This window comes from Acetobacterium sp., from assembly GCF_041752335.1.
Lineage (GTDB): Bacteria > Bacillota > Clostridia > Eubacteriales > Eubacteriaceae > Acetobacterium.
In genome coordinates, this window is the sequence record NZ_JBGSHG010000119.1 from 22,604 (window position 1) to 43,152 (window position 20,549).

Annotated in this window: 21 protein-coding genes; all 21 read left to right on the plus strand. The window is 41.1% G+C overall.

The window, feature by feature from the left end; translation table 11 throughout:
- Positions 1–11 precede the first annotated feature (11 nt).
- Positions 12–359 (plus strand): DUF192 domain-containing protein, encoded by a 348-nt coding sequence (locus ACEW8F_RS14545; protein ID WP_373484185.1) that lies wholly within the window; start codon positions 12–14, stop codon positions 357–359.
- A gap of 22 nt (positions 360–381) precedes the next feature.
- Positions 382–1,293 (plus strand): hypothetical protein, encoded by a 912-nt coding sequence (locus ACEW8F_RS14550; RefSeq protein ID WP_373484186.1) that lies wholly within the window; start codon positions 382–384, stop codon positions 1,291–1,293.
- A gap of 144 nt (positions 1,294–1,437) precedes the next feature.
- Entirely contained in the window at positions 1,438–2,307 is an 870-nt protein-coding gene (locus tag ACEW8F_RS14555; protein WP_373484187.1) for a DegV family protein, read from the plus strand.
- Between the two features lie 179 nt (positions 2,308–2,486).
- A complete protein-coding gene (locus ACEW8F_RS14560; RefSeq protein ID WP_373484188.1) occupies positions 2,487–3,350 on the plus strand; it encodes a universal stress protein in 864 nt (287 codons plus the stop codon).
- Positions 3,351–3,499: 149 nt separating this feature from the next.
- Entirely contained in the window at positions 3,500–4,324 is an 825-nt protein-coding gene (locus ACEW8F_RS14565) for a transporter substrate-binding domain-containing protein (RefSeq protein ID WP_373484189.1), read from the plus strand.
- 165 nt (positions 4,325–4,489) lie between these two features.
- Positions 4,490–5,557, plus strand: coding sequence for a DNA-processing protein DprA (gene dprA, locus ACEW8F_RS14570; RefSeq protein ID WP_373484190.1), 1,068 nt, complete (start codon positions 4,490–4,492; stop codon positions 5,555–5,557).
- Positions 5,558–5,671: 114 nt separating this feature from the next.
- Positions 5,672–7,741 carry a type I DNA topoisomerase gene (topA, locus tag ACEW8F_RS14575; RefSeq protein ID WP_373484191.1) on the plus strand — a complete coding sequence of 690 codons (2,070 nt, stop codon included), beginning with the start codon at positions 5,672–5,674 and terminating at the stop codon, positions 7,739–7,741.
- 35 nt (positions 7,742–7,776) lie between these two features.
- A complete protein-coding gene (gene hslV / locus ACEW8F_RS14580; protein WP_026393155.1) occupies positions 7,777–8,307 on the plus strand; it encodes an ATP-dependent protease subunit HslV in 531 nt (176 codons plus the stop codon).
- A 16-nt stretch (positions 8,308–8,323) separates the two neighbouring features.
- Positions 8,324–9,730: an ATP-dependent protease ATPase subunit HslU gene (gene hslU / locus ACEW8F_RS14585; RefSeq protein ID WP_373484192.1), complete on the plus strand. Its 1,407-nt coding sequence runs from the start codon at positions 8,324–8,326 to the stop codon at positions 9,728–9,730.
- Positions 9,731–9,878: 148 nt separating this feature from the next.
- A complete protein-coding gene (rpsB, locus tag ACEW8F_RS14590; protein WP_373484193.1) occupies positions 9,879–10,709 on the plus strand; it encodes a 30S ribosomal protein S2 in 831 nt (276 codons plus the stop codon).
- 27 nt (positions 10,710–10,736) lie between these two features.
- Positions 10,737–11,381 carry a translation elongation factor Ts gene (gene tsf / locus ACEW8F_RS14595; protein ID WP_373484194.1) on the plus strand — a complete coding sequence of 215 codons (645 nt, stop codon included), beginning with the start codon at positions 10,737–10,739 and terminating at the stop codon, positions 11,379–11,381.
- An 83-nt stretch (positions 11,382–11,464) separates the two neighbouring features.
- Positions 11,465–12,193 (plus strand): UMP kinase, encoded by a 729-nt coding sequence (pyrH, locus tag ACEW8F_RS14600; protein ID WP_373484195.1) that lies wholly within the window; start codon positions 11,465–11,467, stop codon positions 12,191–12,193.
- 3 nt (positions 12,194–12,196) lie between these two features.
- On the plus strand, positions 12,197–12,754 hold the full coding sequence (frr, locus tag ACEW8F_RS14605; RefSeq protein ID WP_373484196.1) for a ribosome recycling factor: 558 nt from the start codon (positions 12,197–12,199) through the stop codon (positions 12,752–12,754).
- 172 nt (positions 12,755–12,926) lie between these two features.
- A complete protein-coding gene (gene rimP / locus ACEW8F_RS14610; RefSeq protein WP_373484197.1) occupies positions 12,927–13,418 on the plus strand; it encodes a ribosome maturation factor RimP in 492 nt (163 codons plus the stop codon).
- Positions 13,419–13,441: 23 nt separating this feature from the next.
- The gene (gene nusA / locus ACEW8F_RS14615; protein WP_373484198.1) at positions 13,442–14,620 is read left to right on the plus strand and encodes a transcription termination factor NusA; all 1,179 of its coding nucleotides are present in this window, start codon (positions 13,442–13,444) and stop codon (positions 14,618–14,620) included.
- Positions 14,621–14,701: 81 nt separating this feature from the next.
- Positions 14,702–14,974, plus strand: a complete 273-nt coding sequence (gene rnpM, locus ACEW8F_RS14620; RefSeq protein WP_373484199.1) for an RNase P modulator RnpM — start codon at positions 14,702–14,704, stop codon at positions 14,972–14,974.
- A 24-nt stretch (positions 14,975–14,998) separates the two neighbouring features.
- Positions 14,999–17,206 carry a translation initiation factor IF-2 gene (gene infB, locus ACEW8F_RS14625; protein WP_373484200.1) on the plus strand — a complete coding sequence of 736 codons (2,208 nt, stop codon included), beginning with the start codon at positions 14,999–15,001 and terminating at the stop codon, positions 17,204–17,206.
- 38 nt (positions 17,207–17,244) lie between these two features.
- A complete protein-coding gene (gene rbfA, locus ACEW8F_RS14630; RefSeq protein WP_373484201.1) occupies positions 17,245–17,628 on the plus strand; it encodes a ribosome-binding factor A in 384 nt (127 codons plus the stop codon).
- Complete coding sequence (locus ACEW8F_RS14635; protein ID WP_373484202.1) at positions 17,612–18,571, plus strand: bifunctional oligoribonuclease/PAP phosphatase NrnA; 960 nt, start codon at positions 17,612–17,614, stop codon at positions 18,569–18,571. Before rbfA ends, ACEW8F_RS14635 begins: the two co-directional genes overlap by 17 nt.
- Positions 18,558–19,478, plus strand: a complete 921-nt coding sequence (gene truB, locus ACEW8F_RS14640) for a tRNA pseudouridine(55) synthase TruB (protein ID WP_373484203.1) — start codon at positions 18,558–18,560, stop codon at positions 19,476–19,478. Before ACEW8F_RS14635 ends, truB begins: the two co-directional genes overlap by 14 nt.
- An 8-nt stretch (positions 19,479–19,486) precedes the next feature.
- Positions 19,487–20,395, plus strand: coding sequence for a bifunctional riboflavin kinase/FAD synthetase (locus tag ACEW8F_RS14645; RefSeq protein WP_373484204.1), 909 nt, complete (start codon positions 19,487–19,489; stop codon positions 20,393–20,395).
- Positions 20,396–20,549 lie beyond the last annotated feature (154 nt).

The window sequence follows — 20,549 nt, forward strand, 5'->3', positions numbered from 1 at the left end:
GGGTATAATAAATGAAGAATTGTAGCATCTTAAAAAATGACAAGGTTTTGTTCAGTGAGGTAAAACTAGCTGATCGGTTTATTACCCGCTTGGTCGGCTTATTAAGAACCGCCGGGTTGTCTGAGAATCAGGGACTCCTGCTAAAAAATTGTAACCAGGTTCATACTTTTGGAATGAAATTTTCGATTGATGCGATATTTTTGTCCAAAAAGGGAGATATACTGCATATCGAACAAGAAATGAAACCAGGAAAAGTGAGTCCACATATCAAAAAGGCATACTGGGTATTGGAGCTCAAGTCTGGTTCCTGTAACCAACATCAGTTAGAAATCAATCACTGTCTCGTTGTCAGGCAATAATTTTAGAAAGGTATAATTAATCATGGCAAAAAAATCCGATCAACTAACCTTAGATGAGCTCAGAGATAAGTCAGTAAAATCAAAAACACAATTGTCTTTTGGAAAAGAAATGGGCGGATACAATAAAAAACAAGTAACGGAGTTTATTGACAATTTAAGCGAAAACTTACGTAGTGCTGAGGAATCGTTCAATAATCGGCTGGAAGAATATGCAGCCATGATAACGATGTTAAAACAGGAACGGGATCAATACGGAGAAATGTATAATCTCTGTAAAAGTTCGAAAGTGGAAATGTCAAATCAGATTGACGAACTAAAAAGAGAAAATGAAGAATTGAACCAGTTAATTAACGAATTAAGCACCAATCAAAATCCGCAGCAATCCGAATCTTTTAATACGGATCCCATAGAAGCCAGTATTGAATCGCAAAAAAAACTTGAGGAATACCTGATCTATGAGCAAGAAAGCAAGGAAATGAAGGCTCAGCTGGATCAGTTAAAGACTATGGTGCGAGAGTTGAATAATGAGCTTGCATCCTATGCAAAAGAAAATCTAAGCGGTCCTGATTTGGAAATTACATCTGTGGATAAGACACAGGAAGAAAATCATGTCTTAAAGAGTCAGTACGATGATATTCTTCGGGAAAGAAGTGCATTATTAACAGAAACAAATCGTTTATCCGCTGAGAACAGTAAATTGGTCGCCAGGGTAGATGATTTAAACGAGCACTTAAAAACCGCCAATCAGAAATGTGCTGCTAGAATTCAGGCGTTAAATTCAAATACCGATGAATTCATAAAAAATCATCAGGAAACCCTGATTCAACTGACTATCAATATAAAAAACTCGTTGAGTCTGATCAAAGCCGAAGACGATGATCTGTCAAATCTCAAGAACAAGATACAGCTTAGCGAAAACCATCAGGAGTTATGAAAGTAAAAATTATGGGGATTCAATAAAATAATTTCCCGTTATAAAATCAAAATAGAATTTAAAAATATAAATAACTGCTTCTGCTTGATTTGTCGATGATTCTATATTAGTATGGTATCAACGCTAAAAAAAGGAGTGGAAGTAATGAGCTTTGAAATTGTAACGGACTCTTCTGCTAATTTGCCAGATGAATTAATTAATCACTATAACCTGCATATATTATCGCTTTTATACCGAATCGGCGAAGAGGAATATGTAAGTTACGTCAAGGAGCAACGTACGGACTTAACAGAATTTTATAAACGGATGCGTAATAAAGAAGTCATCACAACCTCTTGCATGAGCTCTGGAATCTGTCGTGATTTGTTTGAGGGTATTCTCAGTCAGGGCAAGGATCTTCTTTATATTGGCTTTTCTTCTGCCCTCAGTGCAACCTATCAAACCGGCAGTCAGGTGCTGGAAGAAATGAAAACGGAGTATCCCGATGCAAAAATTCTGTCGGTGGATACCCTGGGAGCATCCCTTGGTGAGGGGCTTCTGGTAACTCATGCCGCTAAACTTCGTGAAAAAGGGCAATCAATTGAATCGGTTTACGACTGGCTCATTGAAAATCGATTGCATCTTTGTCACTGGTTTACTGTGGATGATTTGTTTTTTTTGATGCGTGGGGGAAGGGTCTCAACATCAAGTGCTATCATGGGGACAGTGCTTAGCATTAAGCCGGTCATGCACATGGACGATTATGGTCGCCTGATTCCGGTATCTAAGGTCCGTGGCCGAAAGAATTCGCTCCGAGTTCTTTTAGAACAAATGGAAAAAACGGCCATTGATCCTCAAAATCAGACCATTTATATTTCTCATGGCGATTGCCTTGAAGATGCCCTCTATCTGGCTGATAAAATAAAACAGAAATTCGGGTCTGAGGATATTCTCGTTCACCTGATTGAACCTGTTATTGGCGCCCATTGCGGTCCGGGAACAGTCGCCCTGTTTTTTATTGGCACCGAACGATAAGATCATTTTCTGATTGAAACATGCCTATAGCCTGATGATCACATCAGGTTTTTTTGTTTCTTAATAAAAAATCTTGAATTGATCAGAATGCCATAACAGCGTTTAATTGATTCCAAAAAGGTTATAAATATAAAGAAATCATTTACTGGCGGATTATTCTATAACCATGGAGGGTTGCTATGTTTGAAAAAATTATTGTTGTTTCTGAGGTTTCAAATGCGTCTAGTGAGATGGTGAAATGTACCAAGAGCCTGCGGTCTCTGGGTGCAACAGAATGTTTGCTTATTCAATGTTTTAATCCTCAGGATGTTGACGCCGGAGTTTCATCCTATTTAACGTCAATATTTAATGAAAATTTAAAAAACCAGTCTGCAATGTTAACTGAGCAGGGGTTTACCGTGAAAACTCAAATCATTTCCGGCAATTTAAAAAATGAAATTAATCGGATTGCTCAGGAAGATCATTATTCGTTAATCGTTGTCGGTGCCGATAAGCACTCGATCGTCGGTTCCTTGTTCCTCGGCGGGATTGCTTACGATATTTTATATGGTGCCACAAAACCAATCCTGCTGATCAGGGATTTAAATCAGGGACAGGCAACGCCGGATGCAAAGGATCTGATGCGTCATATTTTGTTTCCCACCGATTTCTCTGAAAATGCCGATATTGCATTTGAACAAGTTAAGGAAATGGTAAAAAATGGTGTCAAGAAGGTGACGATATTTCATATTCAGGATGAATCCAAAATCAATCCCTACCTCCTGCATCGACTGGTAGAATTTAATGAAATTGATAATGGGCGACTTCAAAAACTTAAAGAGGAGCTGCTTTCTCTTAACAAGGCCGAAGTTCAAATACAGATACGTTACGGGGCACCAACCTCAGAAATTATAAAACTTGTTGATGAGGAAAAGATTCCTCTGATAGTCATGGGAACCCAGGGCCGGGGATTTATCAAAGAAATATTTTTAGGCAGTGTCAGTCATAATATTGTCCGTCATGCCTCGGCAGCGGTTCTGTTAATACCGGGAAATCGTGAATGATGAACCGAAAATAGCCCAAAACTGACAAACAGCTGTAATCCTACGGACAACAGAATTCCTGCTGTTAATTCAGTTCAGCAAATAAAACTTGAATTTTTATACATTGCAAAATATAATGAAAGGCAAAGATTATACCACAGGAGGAAAAAATGAAAAGAAAAAGTTATCTACTGATCACAATTGTATTGGGAATTGCGTTGTTTTTAACAGGATGTGGCAGTAAAACTGCAAGCAATGAAGATCCGCTGGCCGATGGGGTGTTAACCGCCGGAACCAATGATATGTATCTGCCCCTGGAATTCCGGGATGAAAACAATCAGCTTGTCGGTTTTGATATCGACCTGGGTCAGGCCCTGGCAGATGAACTTGGCGTTAAAATCGAATGGGTTCCGACAGCATGGGACGGTATTTTCAACGGCCTTAACGCAAAGCAGTACGACATTGTTTTATCGGGAACCAGCATTACCGAAGAACGGTTAACCGGATTTAACATGACTGATCCTTATCTTGCCAATGGGATTGTCATTGTATCGCGTAAAGATGCAACCCCAGCTAAAACACCAAAGGATTTGGCCGGAAAAACAGTTGGCGTGCAAATTGAAACCACTGCCGATTATGCGGCAGAAGCCCTTAAAACCCAGGAAAATGTCGAATACACAGTGAATAAATATGATGCGATGCTTGACGCCTTTGCCGCCCTGGAAGGAAAACAGCTTGATAATATCATGACCGATATCAGTGTTGCTCAGTTTTATACGACTTTAAAACCAGACGTCTATGCTGTTTCTTCAGACGTGTTATCAAACGAACCAATCGGTATCACGGTTCGAAAAGCGGATACCGCATTTAATGAACAATTGAATACGGCATTGGATACTTTGCGAGAAAACGGAAAATTAACCGAGCTATCAATGAAATGGTTTGGTCAGGATGTCACTCAGAATATTGATACAAATTTAAAAGTCATTGAATAATCACCATTAAGTAAAATTGGGACCCTGCGCTAAGAAGTAATACCTGGCGCCGGGTCTTTTTATTTGTAAATGCTTTTCATTGCCATTATAATTGTGATACGATAAGGCATATGGATAAGAAGGGAAAACGGAACGATGAAAGATTTAATTTATTGGATATGGTTTATGAATCTTGAAAAAGTATCAATTAAGCAAAAGAACCTGCTGCTTGATCAATTTATATCCCCTGAAGAAATTTTTTCACTAAGTCCTGAAACCCTTGCAAAAACAAAAGTTTTGGATCAAAAGACGGTGAATTATCTGTGCCAGGTCAGATCCCTCGATAAAGCTAAACAGGATTTGACGTATATGGAGAAAAATAATATTCAGCTAATCTCCCGCTGTCATCCTGAATTCCCGGAATCGCTTGCTAATCTCTACATGCCGCCGCTGGGTTTGTATGCAAAAGGTGATTTATCACTACTGCAGGCACCCCTTACCATCGGGATTATCGGTTCCCGGCACCCCACAGTGGCAGGCGAAAAATATGCCCAATTATTTTCTTCGTCACTGTCAGCAGTCGGTGTTACAATCGTCAGCGGTTTGGCTGATGGCATAGATGGTAAAAGTCATTGGGGCAGTGTGAATGAATTGGGCAGCACCATCGGGGTTTTAGGCACCGGCATTGATATCTGCTATCCCCGGGTTAATAAAAAACTCTTTGAGCTGATGGCTAAGAAAGCACTGATTATTACGGAATTCAATTTAGGCGAAAAGCCGCTCCCCTATCACTTTCCTCAAAGAAATCGGATTATTAGCGGACTTTCGCAGGGGGTGCTGGTAATTGAAGCCCGCAAAAAAAGCGGTTCACTGATTACGGTCAACCATGCTTTGGAACAGGGCAAGAATATTTATGTGATTCCCGGAGATATCGGCGGCGCAACCTGGGTCGGCGGAAACCAACTGCTTAAAGAAGGTGCAAAACTTGTCACGAACCCTAATGATATCTTAGAGGACTATATTATTTTTGATCAGACTGCAACTAAACAAATTGAAAGCACGGAGCAATCATCATTAAAGATGGCCACCCCTGAGGAACAACTCCTGTTTGACCTGATCAAAAAAGGTTATCGTACCATTGATGAGCTGGTAGCTTGTTCCGGATTACCCATCAGTCGGGTAAATAGTCTGCTGACAATGATGGAAATCGAAGAAATTATTATGATTAAGTATGGAAATATCCTTTTAATTTAAGAACAATGGGTTATATTCGACTGCATAAGTTTGTATTTTGTGGAAATGTTTGCTATAATGTGGCTATTTCAAGTGAGAAAACGTCATTAGTATTAAGAAAGAAGGAGGTATTCTATGAGTAAAACCTTGGTTATCGTTGAATCACCGGCAAAAGCAAAAACAATCAAAAAGTATTTACCAAAAGGCTATGAAGTTGAAGCAACCATGGGACATGTGATTGATCTGCCTAAAAGTCGTATTGGTATTAATATAGAAGAAGATTTTAGACCCGATTATATTAAAATTCGGGGCAAAGCTGAGCTGCTAAAGAAACTAAAGAATGCCGCTAAAAAAGCCGATCAAGTCTATCTTGCCACTGACCCTGACCGCGAAGGGGAAGCCATATCCTGGCATATGGCAAATTTTCTGGAAATTGATTTAGCGACAAAATGTCGGATTGAATTTCATGAAATCACGAAAAAAGCGGTAAACGCCGCCATTGAAAACAAAAGAACAATCGATATTGACTTAGTCAATTCACAGCAGGCGCGACGTATTCTGGATCGACTGGTGGGGTATTCGCTGAGTCCTTTTTTGTGGAAAAAAGTTAAGAAGGGGCTCAGCGGCGGTCGGGTTCAGTCCGTTGTGACCCGCATAATTGTCGATCGGGAAGATGAGATCTCAGCATTTATTCCGGAAGAATATTGGAATCTGGAGCTACTCTTAAAAAAACCGGATGATGATAAATCATTTGTGTCAAAATTCTATTCTGAAGATGGTAAGAAAAAAACCATTACCAATGCCGAAGAGGCCATCCGTTTGGAAAAAGTGGTGGAAGCCAATACAATTGTAGTCGAAAACGTTAAAAAGCGAACCCGTTACCAAAAACCGCCCTTGCCTTTTACCACTAGTACCCTCCAGCAGGAAGCCTATAAATCACTTGGCTTTACAACCCAACGGACGATGCGGCTGGCCCAGCAACTCTATGAAGGGGTCGATATCAGAGGCAGCGGTCTAACCGGTTTAATTACCTATCTAAGAACCGATTCAACCCGGATCGCCGACGAGGCGGTGCAAGAGAGCAAAGAATATATCAAGCAGCATTTTGGCGAGGATTATCTGGGCAGCGAAAAAAAAGTTGGCAAAAAGAAAAATGTTCAGGATGCCCATGAAGCCATTCGTCCTTCGTCAGTTCTGTTGACACCAGACGAAGCCCGAAATTCACTGGAACCCGATCAGTATCGCTTATATAAGCTCATTTGGGAAAGACTGCTGTGCAGTCAGATGGCTGACGCGCAGTATTACGTTACCGATGTTGATGTCGCCTGCAGCAATCTGATTTTCAAAACGAAAGGCGAAACCCAAAAATTTGATGGATTTACCCGGGTTGGTAAAAGTGCTGGTAAAAATGATGACAGTATTCTACCTGAATTAACCATCGGTGATGACCTGGTCCGGCTTAAGACGACGAAAGAACAGAAATTTACCAAACCCCCGGCGCGTTATACCGAGGCCTCATTGGTTAAAATATTGGAAGAAAAGGGTATCGGCCGGCCGAGCACCTATGCCCCTACCATTGCTACCATCAAGAATCGTGATTATGTCGAAGTGGAAGATAAACATTTTAAGCCCACCGAGCTCGGCGTCACGGTTACCCATTTGATGAAAGAGTATTTTAGCGACGTGGTTAATATTTCCTTCACCGCCGAAATGGAAGACCGACTGGATTCCGTTTCTGAGGGCGAAACAGACTGGGTTGAACTGCTGAAGAATTTTTATCAGGGCTTTGAAAAGGAACTGACCAATGCCCAGGAGAAGGCTGAATCGGTGACGATTGCCGATCCTGAATCGGATGTGGACTGTGAATTGTGCGGCCGGCGGATGGTCATAAAAAAGGGAAAATTCGGACGGTTCCTGGCCTGTCCCGGTTTTCCGGAATGCAAAAACACGAAACCATTTTTTGAGAAAACTGGGGGCATCTGTTCTGTCTGCGGCGGGGATATCGTCAAACGGACCTCCAAAACGGGACGGACCTTTTATTCGTGCAGCAATTATCCGGACTGTGACTATATGAACTGGGACTTGCCAATCCCTGACCAATGCCCGGTCTGCGGATCAACGCTTTTTCAAAAAGGTCTGGGTAAACGAAAATCGATCTATTGCGATAAAAAAGACTGCGGATATAAAGCGCCAACAGCAGAATAAACTACAGTACATTTGATAAGAAAGTGAGAAAAACTATGTTTCATGCAACAACCATCGTAGGAATACGCCATAACGGCCAGGTCGCCATTGCCGGAGATGGGCAGGTAACCATGGGCGAAAAAACGATCATGAAAAATAAGGCCACCAAAATCAGAAGAATCTATCATGACAAAATCTTAGTCGGTTTTGCCGGATCAGTCGCTGATGCTTTTACCCTTTGCGAAAAGTTTGAACACAAGGTCGAACAATACAATGGCAACTTAAAACGTTCTGCCGTGGAACTGGCCAAAGAATGGCGTTCTGACAAAATCCTCAGAAAGCTGGAAGCGCTGCTGATTGTTATGGATGAAAGTGAAACCCTGGTCTTATCAGGAAATGGCGAAGTCATTGAACCTGATGATGATGTGGCGGCCATCGGCTCTGGTGGATCCTATGCCCTTGCGGCAGCTAGAGCTTTAAAAAGCCATTCAACCCTCAGTGCTGAAGAAATGGTCTATGAATCGTTAAAAATCGCCTCAGAAATATGTGTGTTTACAAATAATAATATTTCTGTTGAAGTATTATAGAAACGGAAGAATGGTTATGAAAGAATTAACACCTAAAAAAATCGTTACTGAATTAAACCGTTATATTATTGGCCAGGAGTCGGCCAAAAAAGCCGTCGCCGTCGCCATTAGAAACCGCTATCGCCGGTCGCTGTTACCGGCTGATCTGATTGATGAGTTTACCCCCAAAAACATCATCTTAATCGGGCCTACTGGGGTAGGCAAAACAGAAATAGCCAGAAGAATGGCAAAACTGGTAAAAGCACCGTTTATCAAGGTTGAGGCCACAAAATTTACCGAAGTCGGTTATGTCGGCAGAGATGTGGAATCGATGGTTCGTGATCTGGTCAACACCGCCATCCGAAATGTCCAACAGGAAAAAATGAAAGAGGTTTATGCCGAAGCCGAAAAGAATGCCAATAAAATCATTCTTGATACGCTGGTACCCTCTAAAAAAATAAAGGAAACCCTCAAGACCCCCTTTGATATCTTTATGAAACCTGCTCCACCGACGGCCCCAAGCCAACCTGAATTGGAAGGCGATGCCGAGAAGGAAAAAACAAAAAAAGAAAAACGGGAAGCGCTGTCAAAGGAATTGGAAGCAGGCCTGCTGGAAGACATGGTTATTGAAATTGAAGTGGATGATGATGGATCAAAATCCATTGGCATCATGCAAGGTATGAACAATGACAGCATGTCCTTTAATATGAATGATATCCTGGGTGATTTTCTGCCGCAAAAGAAAAAAAAGAAAAATGTGAAAATTTCCGAGGCCCGCAAAATACTGATCAATCAGGAAGCCCAAAAGCTGATTGATATGGATCAGGTCAATGAACTGGGCGTCAAGGAGGCTGAACAAAACGGCATCATCTTTATTGACGAAATCGATAAAATCATCGGAAATGGCAACAATCACGGGCCGGATGTTTCCAGAGAAGGGGTCCAGCGGGATATCTTACCGATCGTCGAGGGCAGTACCGTCAATACTAAATATGGTCCGATCAAAACGGATTTTATTCTATTTATTGGCGCTGGCGCCTTTCATGTTTCAAAAATATCGGACATGATTCCGGAGCTGCAGGGACGTTTTCCGATCAGTGTTCACTTAGACAGCTTAACTGAGGAAGACTTTATCCAGATTTTGACCCACACTGAGAATTCGGTGATTAAGCAATATCAGGAACTGATCCGAACCGAGGATGTCAATCTTATTTTCGCCGATGACGCGGTTAAGTACATCGCAAAAATTGCCTTTCTTCAGAATGAAGAAGACGAAAATATCGGCGCCCGGCGATTACACACCGTCATGGAAAAACTCTTGGAAGAAATATCCTTTTATGCTTCAGATTATGAACAGGATGATTTTACGATTGATATGAATTACGTCGAGCAAGTCTTCAATATATCCGAAAAACGCGATAATTACCAAAAGTATTTACTCTAAACGAAAATAAAACTTGCGCAAATCAAATGACTGTGCTAGTATATGAAGGTATGTATTACACACATTCTCTGAGAGACATCAGGTGCCTGTTTTCAGGTTGATGTTCTTGATTGATGAGGATGGAGGAAAAACCAAGGAGGAATGAATTATGGCATGTGTTTCAATGAAACAATTATTAGAAGCAGGGGTGCATTTTGGGCACCAGACACGCAGATGGAATCCGAAAATGGCTCCATATATTTTCACCGAAAGAAATGGTATTTACATCATTGATTTGCAACAAACGGTGAAGAGAATTGAAAAAGCTTATAGCTTTGTCAAAGAACTGGCTGAAAATGGCGAAGAAATTCTTTTTGTCGGCACCAAAAAACAAGCCCAAACCAGTATTGAGAGAGAAGCAAAACGTAGCGGCAGCTACTGTGTCAATCATCGTTGGTTAGGTGGAACCTTAACAAACTTCGGAACCATCAGCAAACGAATTGACCGCTTAAATGAACTTGAACAAATGGAAGAAGACGGTACCTTTGCGCTTCTACCTAAAAAAGAAGTTATTAAACTGAAACGTCAGCGAGAAAAACTACAAAAATTCCTGGGCGGCATCAAAGATATGAAGGGTGTTCCTGGCGCAATTTTTGTTATTGATACTAAAAAAGAAAGAATTGCTATCGCCGAAGCAAAAAAACTGGGCATTCCAATTATTGGAATCGTCGATACAAATTGCGATCCTGATGAAATTGACTATATCATTCCTGGTAATGATGATGCGATTCGTGCGGTTGCTTTAATCCTTTCGGTTATTTCAGATGCAATTATTGAAGGCCGACAGGGCGAGCAAGTTGAAGAAGAAATTGTCGTAGCACCAGTAGCAGCACCAGTTGTAGAAGCAGTAGAAGTAGCAGAAGTAGTTGCTGCCGACGTAGCAGTTGTTGCTGAAGTTGCTGAAATTGTCGAAGTTGCTGAAGTTACTGCAGCAGAATAATTTATAATTACTATCAGGAGGAGAAAAGTGGACGCAAAATTAGTAAAAGAATTAAGAGCTAAAAGTGGTGCCGGAATGATGGACTGCAAAAAAGCCTTAGTCGAAACAGATGGAAATATTGAAGATGCAATGGTCTTTTTAAGAGAAAAAGGACTGGCTGCAACCAATAAAAAAGCTGGACGAGTTGCTGCTGAAGGCATTGTTGAATCATATATTCATATGGGCGGTAAAATCGGCGTTCTGGTCGAAATTAACTGTGAAACAGATTTCGTCGCAAAAAATGAAGGGTTTAGAAACTTTGTTAAAGACGTGGCCATGCATATTGCCGCAGCCAATCCTTTGTATGTGAACAAAGAAGAAGTGCCAACTGAAGAACTTGAAAAAGAAAAAGAAATTCTACGAGCGCAAGCTTTAAATGAAGGTAAACCAGAGAAGATCGTCGATAAAATGGTTGAAGGCCGTGTTTCTAAATACTACAAAGAAATCTGTCTTCTGGAACAACCTTTTGTTAAAAACCCGGATCTGACCATTGAAGATCTGGTTAAAGAACAAATCATGACCATCGGTGAAAATGTCAAAATCAGACGATTTGCCCGATTCCAGATGGGTGAAGGTTTAGAGAAAAAAGAAGAAAACTTTGCCGAAGAAGTAGCGAAGCAATTAAACGCATAAACGCTTAAAAAGAACACATTCGTGTTCTTTTTTTACCGTTGATAAGATTGTAAATTATTACAGCTTACGTTATAATATAGAAAATGAAAGGGGGAGTCTTTTTGGAACCGAAATACAAACGTGTCATCATAAAATTAAGCGGTGAAGCTTTAGCCGGCAGCGCTGGTCATGGTATCGATACGCCAACAGTTCAATCAATTTGCAGCCAGATCAAAGAAGTTTTTGAGTTGGGTGTTGAAATTGCTATTGTTGTGGGCGGCGGTAATTTTTGGCGGGGCCGCAGCGGTGAAGGGATGGATAAATCCACCGCAGACTACATGGGAATGCTCGCCACCTGTATTAATGCTCTTGGTTTACAGGATGTTCTGGAAGAAATGGAAGTACCGGTGCGGGTTCAGACAGCCATCGAAATGAAGCAAATTGCCGAGCCCTATATTCGCCGAAAAGCGGTTCGTCATCTCGAAAAAAGAAGAGTTGTCATTTTTGCCTGCGGTACCGGAAATCCCTTTTTCACCACCGATACAACCGCAGCACTGCGAGCTGCTGAAATTGACGCCGAAATTATTCTTTTGGCAAAGAGCATTGATGCGGTATACGATTCAGATCCGCTGGTTAATCCAGATGCAATACGCTATTCCGAATTATCATACATCGATGTGTTGAATCAGGGCCTGAAAGTGATGGATTCAACAGCAACATCATTATGTATGGATAATCACATTCCAATTCTAGTGTTTGGTTTAAATGAACCGAAAAATATTTTACGTGCGATCATGGGCGAAAAAATCGGAACAATTATTCAGGAGGTATAGAAGATGGTAAATGAGATTAAAACAACAGCTAATGAAAAAATGGAAAAAGCCTTAAAAAACCTTAATGAGAGTCTTGGCACCTTACGGGCAGGAAGAGCAAATCCGCGCATTCTCGATAGGGTTATGGTTGATTATTATGGCTCACCGACAAGTCTGAATCAGTTGGCAAATATTAGTACTCCTGAAGCAAGAATGATCGTCATCCAGCCTTATGACGCAACTGCTATCGCCGCCATTGAAAAAGGTATTTTAAAGTCCGACCTCGGTTTTAATCCATCTAACGATGGAAAAATCATTCGTTTGCTAATTCCCCAATTAACCGAGGAACGACGAAAAGAATTGGTTAAGCTAGTAAAAAAATATGGTGAAGAATGCAAGGTCGCCATGCGGAACATCCGCCGACACGCCATTCAGGAACTAAAAGACGGTCAAAAAGAAGGACTGATCACCGAAGATGATTTGAAGCAAGGTGAAAAAGAAATTCAGAAGGTTACGGACGAAGAGATTAAAAACATTGAAACGATTCTAAAAGAAAAAGAAGCGGAAATTTTAGAAGTTTAATTGTTTTTTCGGGATATGATTTCTTTAATTGTTCATTCAATTATATAGTATTTCATTAAGAGTGGGGAGACCCACTCTTAACTATTTTTCGAGTCGATATCAATACAAGAACGACTTCGAATAAACAGTTCCTCATCAATTAAGATTAAAAATGAATAAAAAAGGAAAAAGTATGAAAAAAGTATCGAAAGAGTTCTTTTTAGAAGAACTAACTGCGCCAGTAGTGGAGTCTCTTGGTTACGAATTAACAGATCTAACCTTTGAAAAAAAGGGAAAAGACTGGTGTCTGACCCTTTTTATCGACTCTGAAAACGGGATTTCATTGGACGATTGTGAAACCGTCAGCCGACAGATCAGTGAATTGCTTGACGAAACGGACCCCATCGAACAAAGTTATTTTTTGGAAGTATCTTCACCAGGTATGGATCGACCCTTAAAAAAAGAAAAACATTTTCTGTCAAATCTTGATAAGAAAATTGCTGTCCATCTTTTCGCACCGCTGGATGGGAAAAAGGACATCGAAGGGGTATTAAAATTATATAACACTGACCAATTAACCCTTGAGCTGGAAACAGGTGAAATGCTGACCCTGGAGAATAGTAAAATCGCAAAAGCAAATCGGTTGGATGAGTTGAATTTTAAACCTCTTCCATCAGCTGAATAATACGGAAGGCGGAGAAAACCAATATGAATCAGGAGTTTATACGCGCTCTGGATGTAATTCAAGAAGAAAAATCAATTGATAAAGAAGAATTAATTCAAGCAATTGAGGCTGCCATTACCACAGCATATAAAAAGAATTATGGTAATGCCCATAATGTTGAGATTAATATTGACCGGGAAAATGGTGATATTCAGGTCTTTGCACTAAAAGAAATCGTAGCAGTTCCCGAAAATGATCACAGTCAGATTTCATTGGAAAAAGCCCGGGAAGTTGACAGCAACTATGCTGTCGGTGATTTTTTTAGAAAAGAAGTCCGACCCCGAGATTTTGGACGCATTGCCGCGCAAAATGCCAAGCAATTGATCATCCAGCGAATTAAAGAAGCTGAACGCAATATCATCTACGATGATTACCTTAAACGCCAGGATGAAGTATTGACCGGTATTATCAAACGAATCGAAAAAGGGGTCGTCTATGTTGAGGTGGGAAAACTTGAGGCAGTGATGCTGCCTTCGGAACAGACAACCGGTGAAACCTACGCGGTCAATCGACGATTAAAAGTTTACCTGCTGATGGTTAAGAAAACAACCAAAGGTCCCCAGGTTAATGTCTCCCGAACTCATCCGGGGCTGGTTAAACGCTTATTTGAATCAGAAGTACCGGAAATTTTCGATGGCATTGTCGACATCGTCTCCATTTCCAGAGAAGCCGGTTCTCGGACAAAGGTAGCTGTAAAAGCCAATGATCCCAGTATTGATCCGGTTGGTGCCTGTGTCGGTCAAAAGGGCGTCCGGGTCCAAAACATTATTAATGAACTGCAAGGTGAAAAAATCGACGTGATTAAATGGAGTGACAGTATTGAAGAATATTTGTCAAATGCCTTGAGTCCCGCTAAAGTTGTTGAGATCATCGCTAATAAAGATGAAAAAACAGCGGTGGCCATCGTCGACGACTACCAGTTATCCCTGGCCATTGGAAAAGAAGGGCAAAATGTTCGACTTGCCGCCAAATTAACGGGATGGAAGATCGATATCAAAAGTAAACTCAATTATGTAAATCAACATAAAAGCACAGCTGAAAGCACCAATGGCTTAACCGACGATATTTTACTGGAACTCAAAGAAGAGCTGGAATCAGCGGCAGCGCTGGACCTGATGGACGAGGCTATGGCTGAAGAAGAGTTAGTGTTTGAAGAGTCTTGAGACCTTAAAAATTAAAGCTTTAATCAATAATATAGCTTTTTATGCTATAATACTTAGATAAAACAATGTCAGGGAGGTACAATGAAAAAAGTTCCACAGAGAACCTGTGTTATATGCCATTCCAAATTTGATAAACGCGACTTATTTAGGATTGTATCAGATAAATCTGGAGAAATTTTTTTTGATCCCACTGGAAAAGCAAATGGACGCGGTGCCTATGTATGTAAGTCTGATGCCTGTGTGGATCAATTCCTGAATAAAAATTACCTGGAACGGGCTTTTAAAAGAAAAGTAGAAAGTGATGTTGTCGCGATTGTTCGGCAGCAACTGTCAGAGAAAAAACAAATGAAATAATATAATTTTGAAGGGAGGAATAATATGTCAAAATTAAGAGTATACGATTTAGCAAAAAAATATAATATTCCCAGTAAAGAATTCGTAACCATTTTAAATAAGTACAATATTCCTGTAAAAAACCATATGAGCGCCCTGACTGATCAACAGATTTCAGAATTTGATGAAAAATTCGATAAAGATAAGTATCAAGCAGAGCTGGGAGCTGAAAAGAAAAAAGAACCGGTTAAGGAAAGCGCGAAGACCAGTTCTAATCATGTTGCTCCAAAAGTGAGTTCAGATACGAAAAAGCCAGTAAAACCACCACAAAAAAATCAACAAAAAACAGGGGGCAATGTGCCGAAAAAAACAGACGATAAAAAGCGACCCGTTTCCAGCAACCAGGGTCAGCAACCAAAAGTTAGAGATCACAGTAAAAAAGAAAAGACAGCTCGAAGTGTTTACAAGCGAATTAAAGATGAAAAAAAGAAAACTGTTCAGTTAAACCAGACATTTGAAATTCCTGAGATTTTAACCGTTGGTGAGTTGGCCGATATTCTTGAAATAAGCGCTACCGAAGTCATTAAAACCCTGATGCAAGCCGGCACCATGGTCAGCATCAACCAGGAGATCGATTTTGAAACAGCCGCCATTGTTGCAGCTGAATTAGGCTTTGAAGTTGAAGCGATTAAAATTGAAGATGTCGTTTCAAAAATTCTGGAAGAATACGACGACGAAAAAAGCGAAAACGAAATTCCCCGCCCACCGGTCGTTACCGTCATGGGACATGTCGATCATGGTAAAACCTCACTCCTTGATCGCATTCGTAAAGCCAATGTTATCGCCGGCGAAGCTGGTGGTATCACTCAGCATATTGGTGCCTATACCGTTAATATCAATAACCATGCCATCACTGTGATCGATACCCCGGGACATGAAGCCTTTACTGCTATGCGTTCCCGAGGTGCCCAAATCACTGATATCGCAGTCCTGGTTGTGGCTGCAGATGACGGGGTTATGCCGCAAACCGTTGAAGCCATCAATCATGCTAAAGCTGCCGGTGTTCCGATTCTGGTGGCCATCAATAAAATTGATAAACCGGGAGCAGACCCGGAACGGGTTAAACAGGAACTGACTAAATACAACCTTGTTGTTGAAGAATGGGGCGGCGAAACCATTGCCGTTAAAGTCTCAGCAAAAACCGGTGAAGGGATCGAATCCCTGCTGGAAATGATCATTATGATGTCAGAAATGGAAGAATTAACCGCTGATCCCGGCCGCGAAGCCAGAGGAAGTGTCATTGAATCTCAGATCAAGCGCGGAAAAGGATCAGTTGCAACCTTACTTGTTCAACAGGGAACCTTGCATGTCGGGGATTCTATTATCTCCGGAACAACCTATGGTAAGATCCGGACCATGATTGATGATAAGGGCAAGCGGCTGAAGAAAGCAGGTCCATCGACACCAGTAGAAATTTCTGGTCTCTCTGATATTCCCGCAGCAGGGGATGATTTTATCGTGCTTGAAAATGAAAAAGAAGCCCGCTCATTGGCTGAAAAACGAAAAGAAATGCAAAAAGGCGAACGTCAGCGTCGTTCTAATATTTCCCTTGATGATCTGTTTAGTCAGATTCAGGATGGCAATATTCAGGATGTCAACATTATCATTAAAGCCGATGTTCAGGGTTCCATTGAAGCGATCAAACAATCCCTGGAAAAACTGGATAATGAAGCAGTTCGTATTAATATTATTCACGGGGCGGTTGGCGCCATCAATGAAACGGATGTCTTACTGGCATCTACCTCAAACGCCATCGTGATTGGTTTTAATGTCCGACCGGACAAAAATGCAGTCAAACTGGCTGAAACCGAAGAAGTCGATATTCGCCTCTACCGGGTTATTTACGATGCCGTCGAAGACATCAAGAAAGCCATGGAAGGCATGCTGGCACCAGAATTCCGGGAAAAAGTCATGGGTAATGCTGAAATTCGGGAAGTATTTAAGATCCCCAGCATCGGTACCATTGCTGGTTGCTATATCACCGAAGGAAAAATTAACCGGAATGATGATGTCCGTATTATTCGCGATGGCATTGTTATCCTGGAAGGGAAAATCGCATCTTTACGTCGTTTCAAAGATGATGTAAAAGAAGTAAACACCGGATATGAATGTGGAATTGGGATCGAAAGATATAACGATTTAAAAATTGGCGATAACATTGAAGCATTTACCATGGAAAAAATCGAAAGATAAGCGCAAGCCTGTCTTTCCCATGAAGGAGATAAAACAAAATGGCATCTCATCGAAATGAAAAAATTAACGGCTTAATCCAAAGAGAATTAAGCTTAATCATTATTCACAAAATGAAAGACACCCGTATCAAAGACAGCAATGTCAGTATTACCAGGGTTAAAGCAGCCCCCGATTTAAAGACCGCAACCGTCTATGTTAGTATTTTTGGCGATGATAGTCAGAAGCAGGTCGTGCTGGAATTATTGAATAATGCCAAAAGCTTTTTAAGATCGAGTTTGGGACATGTAATCACGGTTCATTCAGTACCGGCTCTGAGCTTTGAAATCGATAATTCGATTGAATACGGCATGCACATTGAATCGATTTTAAAAAGTTTAAAAGACGATAAAGAACTGAAGGATCAGAATGAAGAAGATTCCTGATGAAATATTAAATTGCTTAAACAACAATCAACGGTTTTTGATTCTGCTTCATCAAAAACCGGATGGGGATGCAATTGGTTCAGCAGTGGCTTTAGGAAAAGGTTTGAAGCAGCTGAATAAAACCGTTGATTATTACATCGACCTGCCGCTTGAGGACAAACTGGGTTTCTTTAATGAAATTCAGTACTTCAATCAATCGTTGCAGGACAGCTATGACGTTATTGTGTTTATGGACTGCTCCAGCAACAGTTTTGCCTTTGCCCCAGCCGAAATGCCGGCAGCCAAAACTAAACTGGTGATCGATCATCATAAAAGCAATGCCCATTATGGTGATCTTAACTTTGTCGAAATTACCGGCGCAACGGCCGAAATTGTCTTTCGCATTTTAAAAGGTCTGCAGGTGGTAATTGACGAAGAAATGGCTGATGCCGTTTTTACCGGGATCACCACCGATACCGGCAGTTTCCAATTTTCCAATGTGACGGTCGACACCCATTTAATTGCCAGTGAATTGTATGCCATCAAAACCAATTACGCCCATCTTTCCAAACGACTTCATACCCAAAAAAATATTGATCAGATGAAAATGACCGGAGCTGCCATCCATTCATTGGAAATACTGGACAGCATGCCGATTGCACTGATGATCCTGGATCATGACACGATCTTTAAATTCGGCGGCACCATTAACATCACCGATGATGTTGCCAATTTGGGTCAAAACACCATCGGGGTCTCAATCACGGCACTCTTAAAAGAAATCGACGCTGGCGAGTACCGGGTCTCGTTGCGGGCAAAATTCCCCTATGATATTCACGAAATTGCTTTAAAATATGGCGGTGGAGGACATGAACGGGCGGCAGGTTTTAACTTCAGTGGTGACATTAATGAACTGAAGCGTGATCTGATGGACGTTTATGAGAATCAAAATGGAGAAGGTTAACAGCTACAATGGCTATCTTAATGTCTACAAAGAGAAGGGCATGACCTCTCATGATGTGGTTTTTAAGGCCCGAAAAATTTTAAAAACGAAAAAAATCGGTCATACCGGAACGCTGGATCCTGATGCTCAGGGCGTTCTTGTTTTATGTGTTGGCCAGGCGACAAAAATGGTTGAATATATCACTGACCACGAAAAAGTCTATGAAGTGGAAATGGTGCTCGGGCGGGAAACCGATACCTGTGATTTATCAGGTACGGTTATCCGGGAAAGCGATCAGCGGATCTGCCGGGACGCTTTTGAAAGTATTTTGAGTCAATTCAGCGGTAATATTCGCCAGAAACCACCGATCTATTCAGCTATCCGGGTCAATGGAAAAAAACTCTATCACTACGCCAGAAACGGTGAAACGGTGGAAATACCGGAACGGGACGTTCATATTGCAGACATCAGTTTGTTGGAATTCTGTGAAGAGTCCCAAAAAGCTAAAATCATGGTAACCTGTTCGAAAGGAACCTATATGCGCTCACTGTGCCGTGATATCGGAAGCGCTCTGGGGACAGTCGCCTGTATGGGAAACCTGATCCGTCATCAAGTCGGTGGCTTCAGCATTGACGATGCCTTAACCTTGGCTGAGATCGCCAAGATAGTCGACCAGGACCAGAGTGAACCGCTTTTTTATCCATTGGCGTATTCCCTTGACCGTTACCAATGCGTCCGGGCAACCGAACAGGGGCGCAAGTTTTTACTCAATGGCAATAAGCTCTTTCAATGGAATATCCATGAATCCCTGGACGATTTTTACCCCGGTGAAACCCTGCGCTTATACGACGGCGATCAGCTCATTGGCATGGGCAGATATGTTCAGAACGAAGAAGGCAACTTTATCAAACCGACAAAACTACTGTGAGGTGAATAATGACAACAAAAACTTATCATGGCGAAGAAATTGTTTTAGCTCTGGGCTTTTTTGACGGGGTTCATCTGGGACATCAGGCATTGCTGGAAGAGACGAAAAGAATTGGTCAGCGATTAGGCTGTAAAACCGGAGTGATGACCTTTAAAGAACACCCCCTGGAATTAATTTTTCCAAATTATACGCCCTGGCTGATTACCTCCAATGCTGAAAAAGAAGCGATGATTCAGGAGTATGGCGTTGATTTTGTGTTTTTGAATCCGTTCACTGAAAAGCTGATGAAGTTAACTCCGGAGAAGTTTATCACTGACTATCTGCTCAAAAAATATAATGTCAAAGTCGTGGTGGTCGGTTTTAATTATAACTTTGGTTATAAGGGCGCGGGGACTACCGATACCTTAAAAGAGCTGGGCAAAAAATATGACTTCGCAGTTGAAATTCTGCCGCCGTTTATTATCAATACCCACTCGGTCAGCTCCACCTTTATTCGCGAGCTGATCAGCTGCGGTCAGGTGGATGAGGTCAAAACTTTTCTGGGCCGGAATTATGCATTAAGCGGTGTTGTTGTTCAAGGCAAGGGTCTGGGTCACCAGTTTGGCATTCCCACTGCCAATATTAAACTAGATAAAAAAATTATTTTGCCGAGTACCGGCGTTTATTATACCCACGTTCATTATCGGGGGAAATGTTTAAATGGACTGACAAATTTGGGTTTTAACCCGACTTTTGAAAAACATCCTTTCAGTATTGAAACCTATATCTATGATTTCGATGAGGATATATATAATCAGGAAATCACTATTGAGTTCAAGAAAAAAATCAGAGATGAAATAAAATTTGATTCCATCGATGATTTAATCACCCAAATTAAAATGGATATTGACCAGATCAGAAAAGATTTTATTGATTAATACATTTACAACAATAAATGTTTATGATATACTCATTAAGTTATTACCATTCACTTAGTTTTTTGACACTCCAACAAAATACTCGGTCTATGGCTAAATTAAAAAACAAGGAGATTTTAAATGATCAGTAAAGAATTAAAAGCACAGGTAGTTG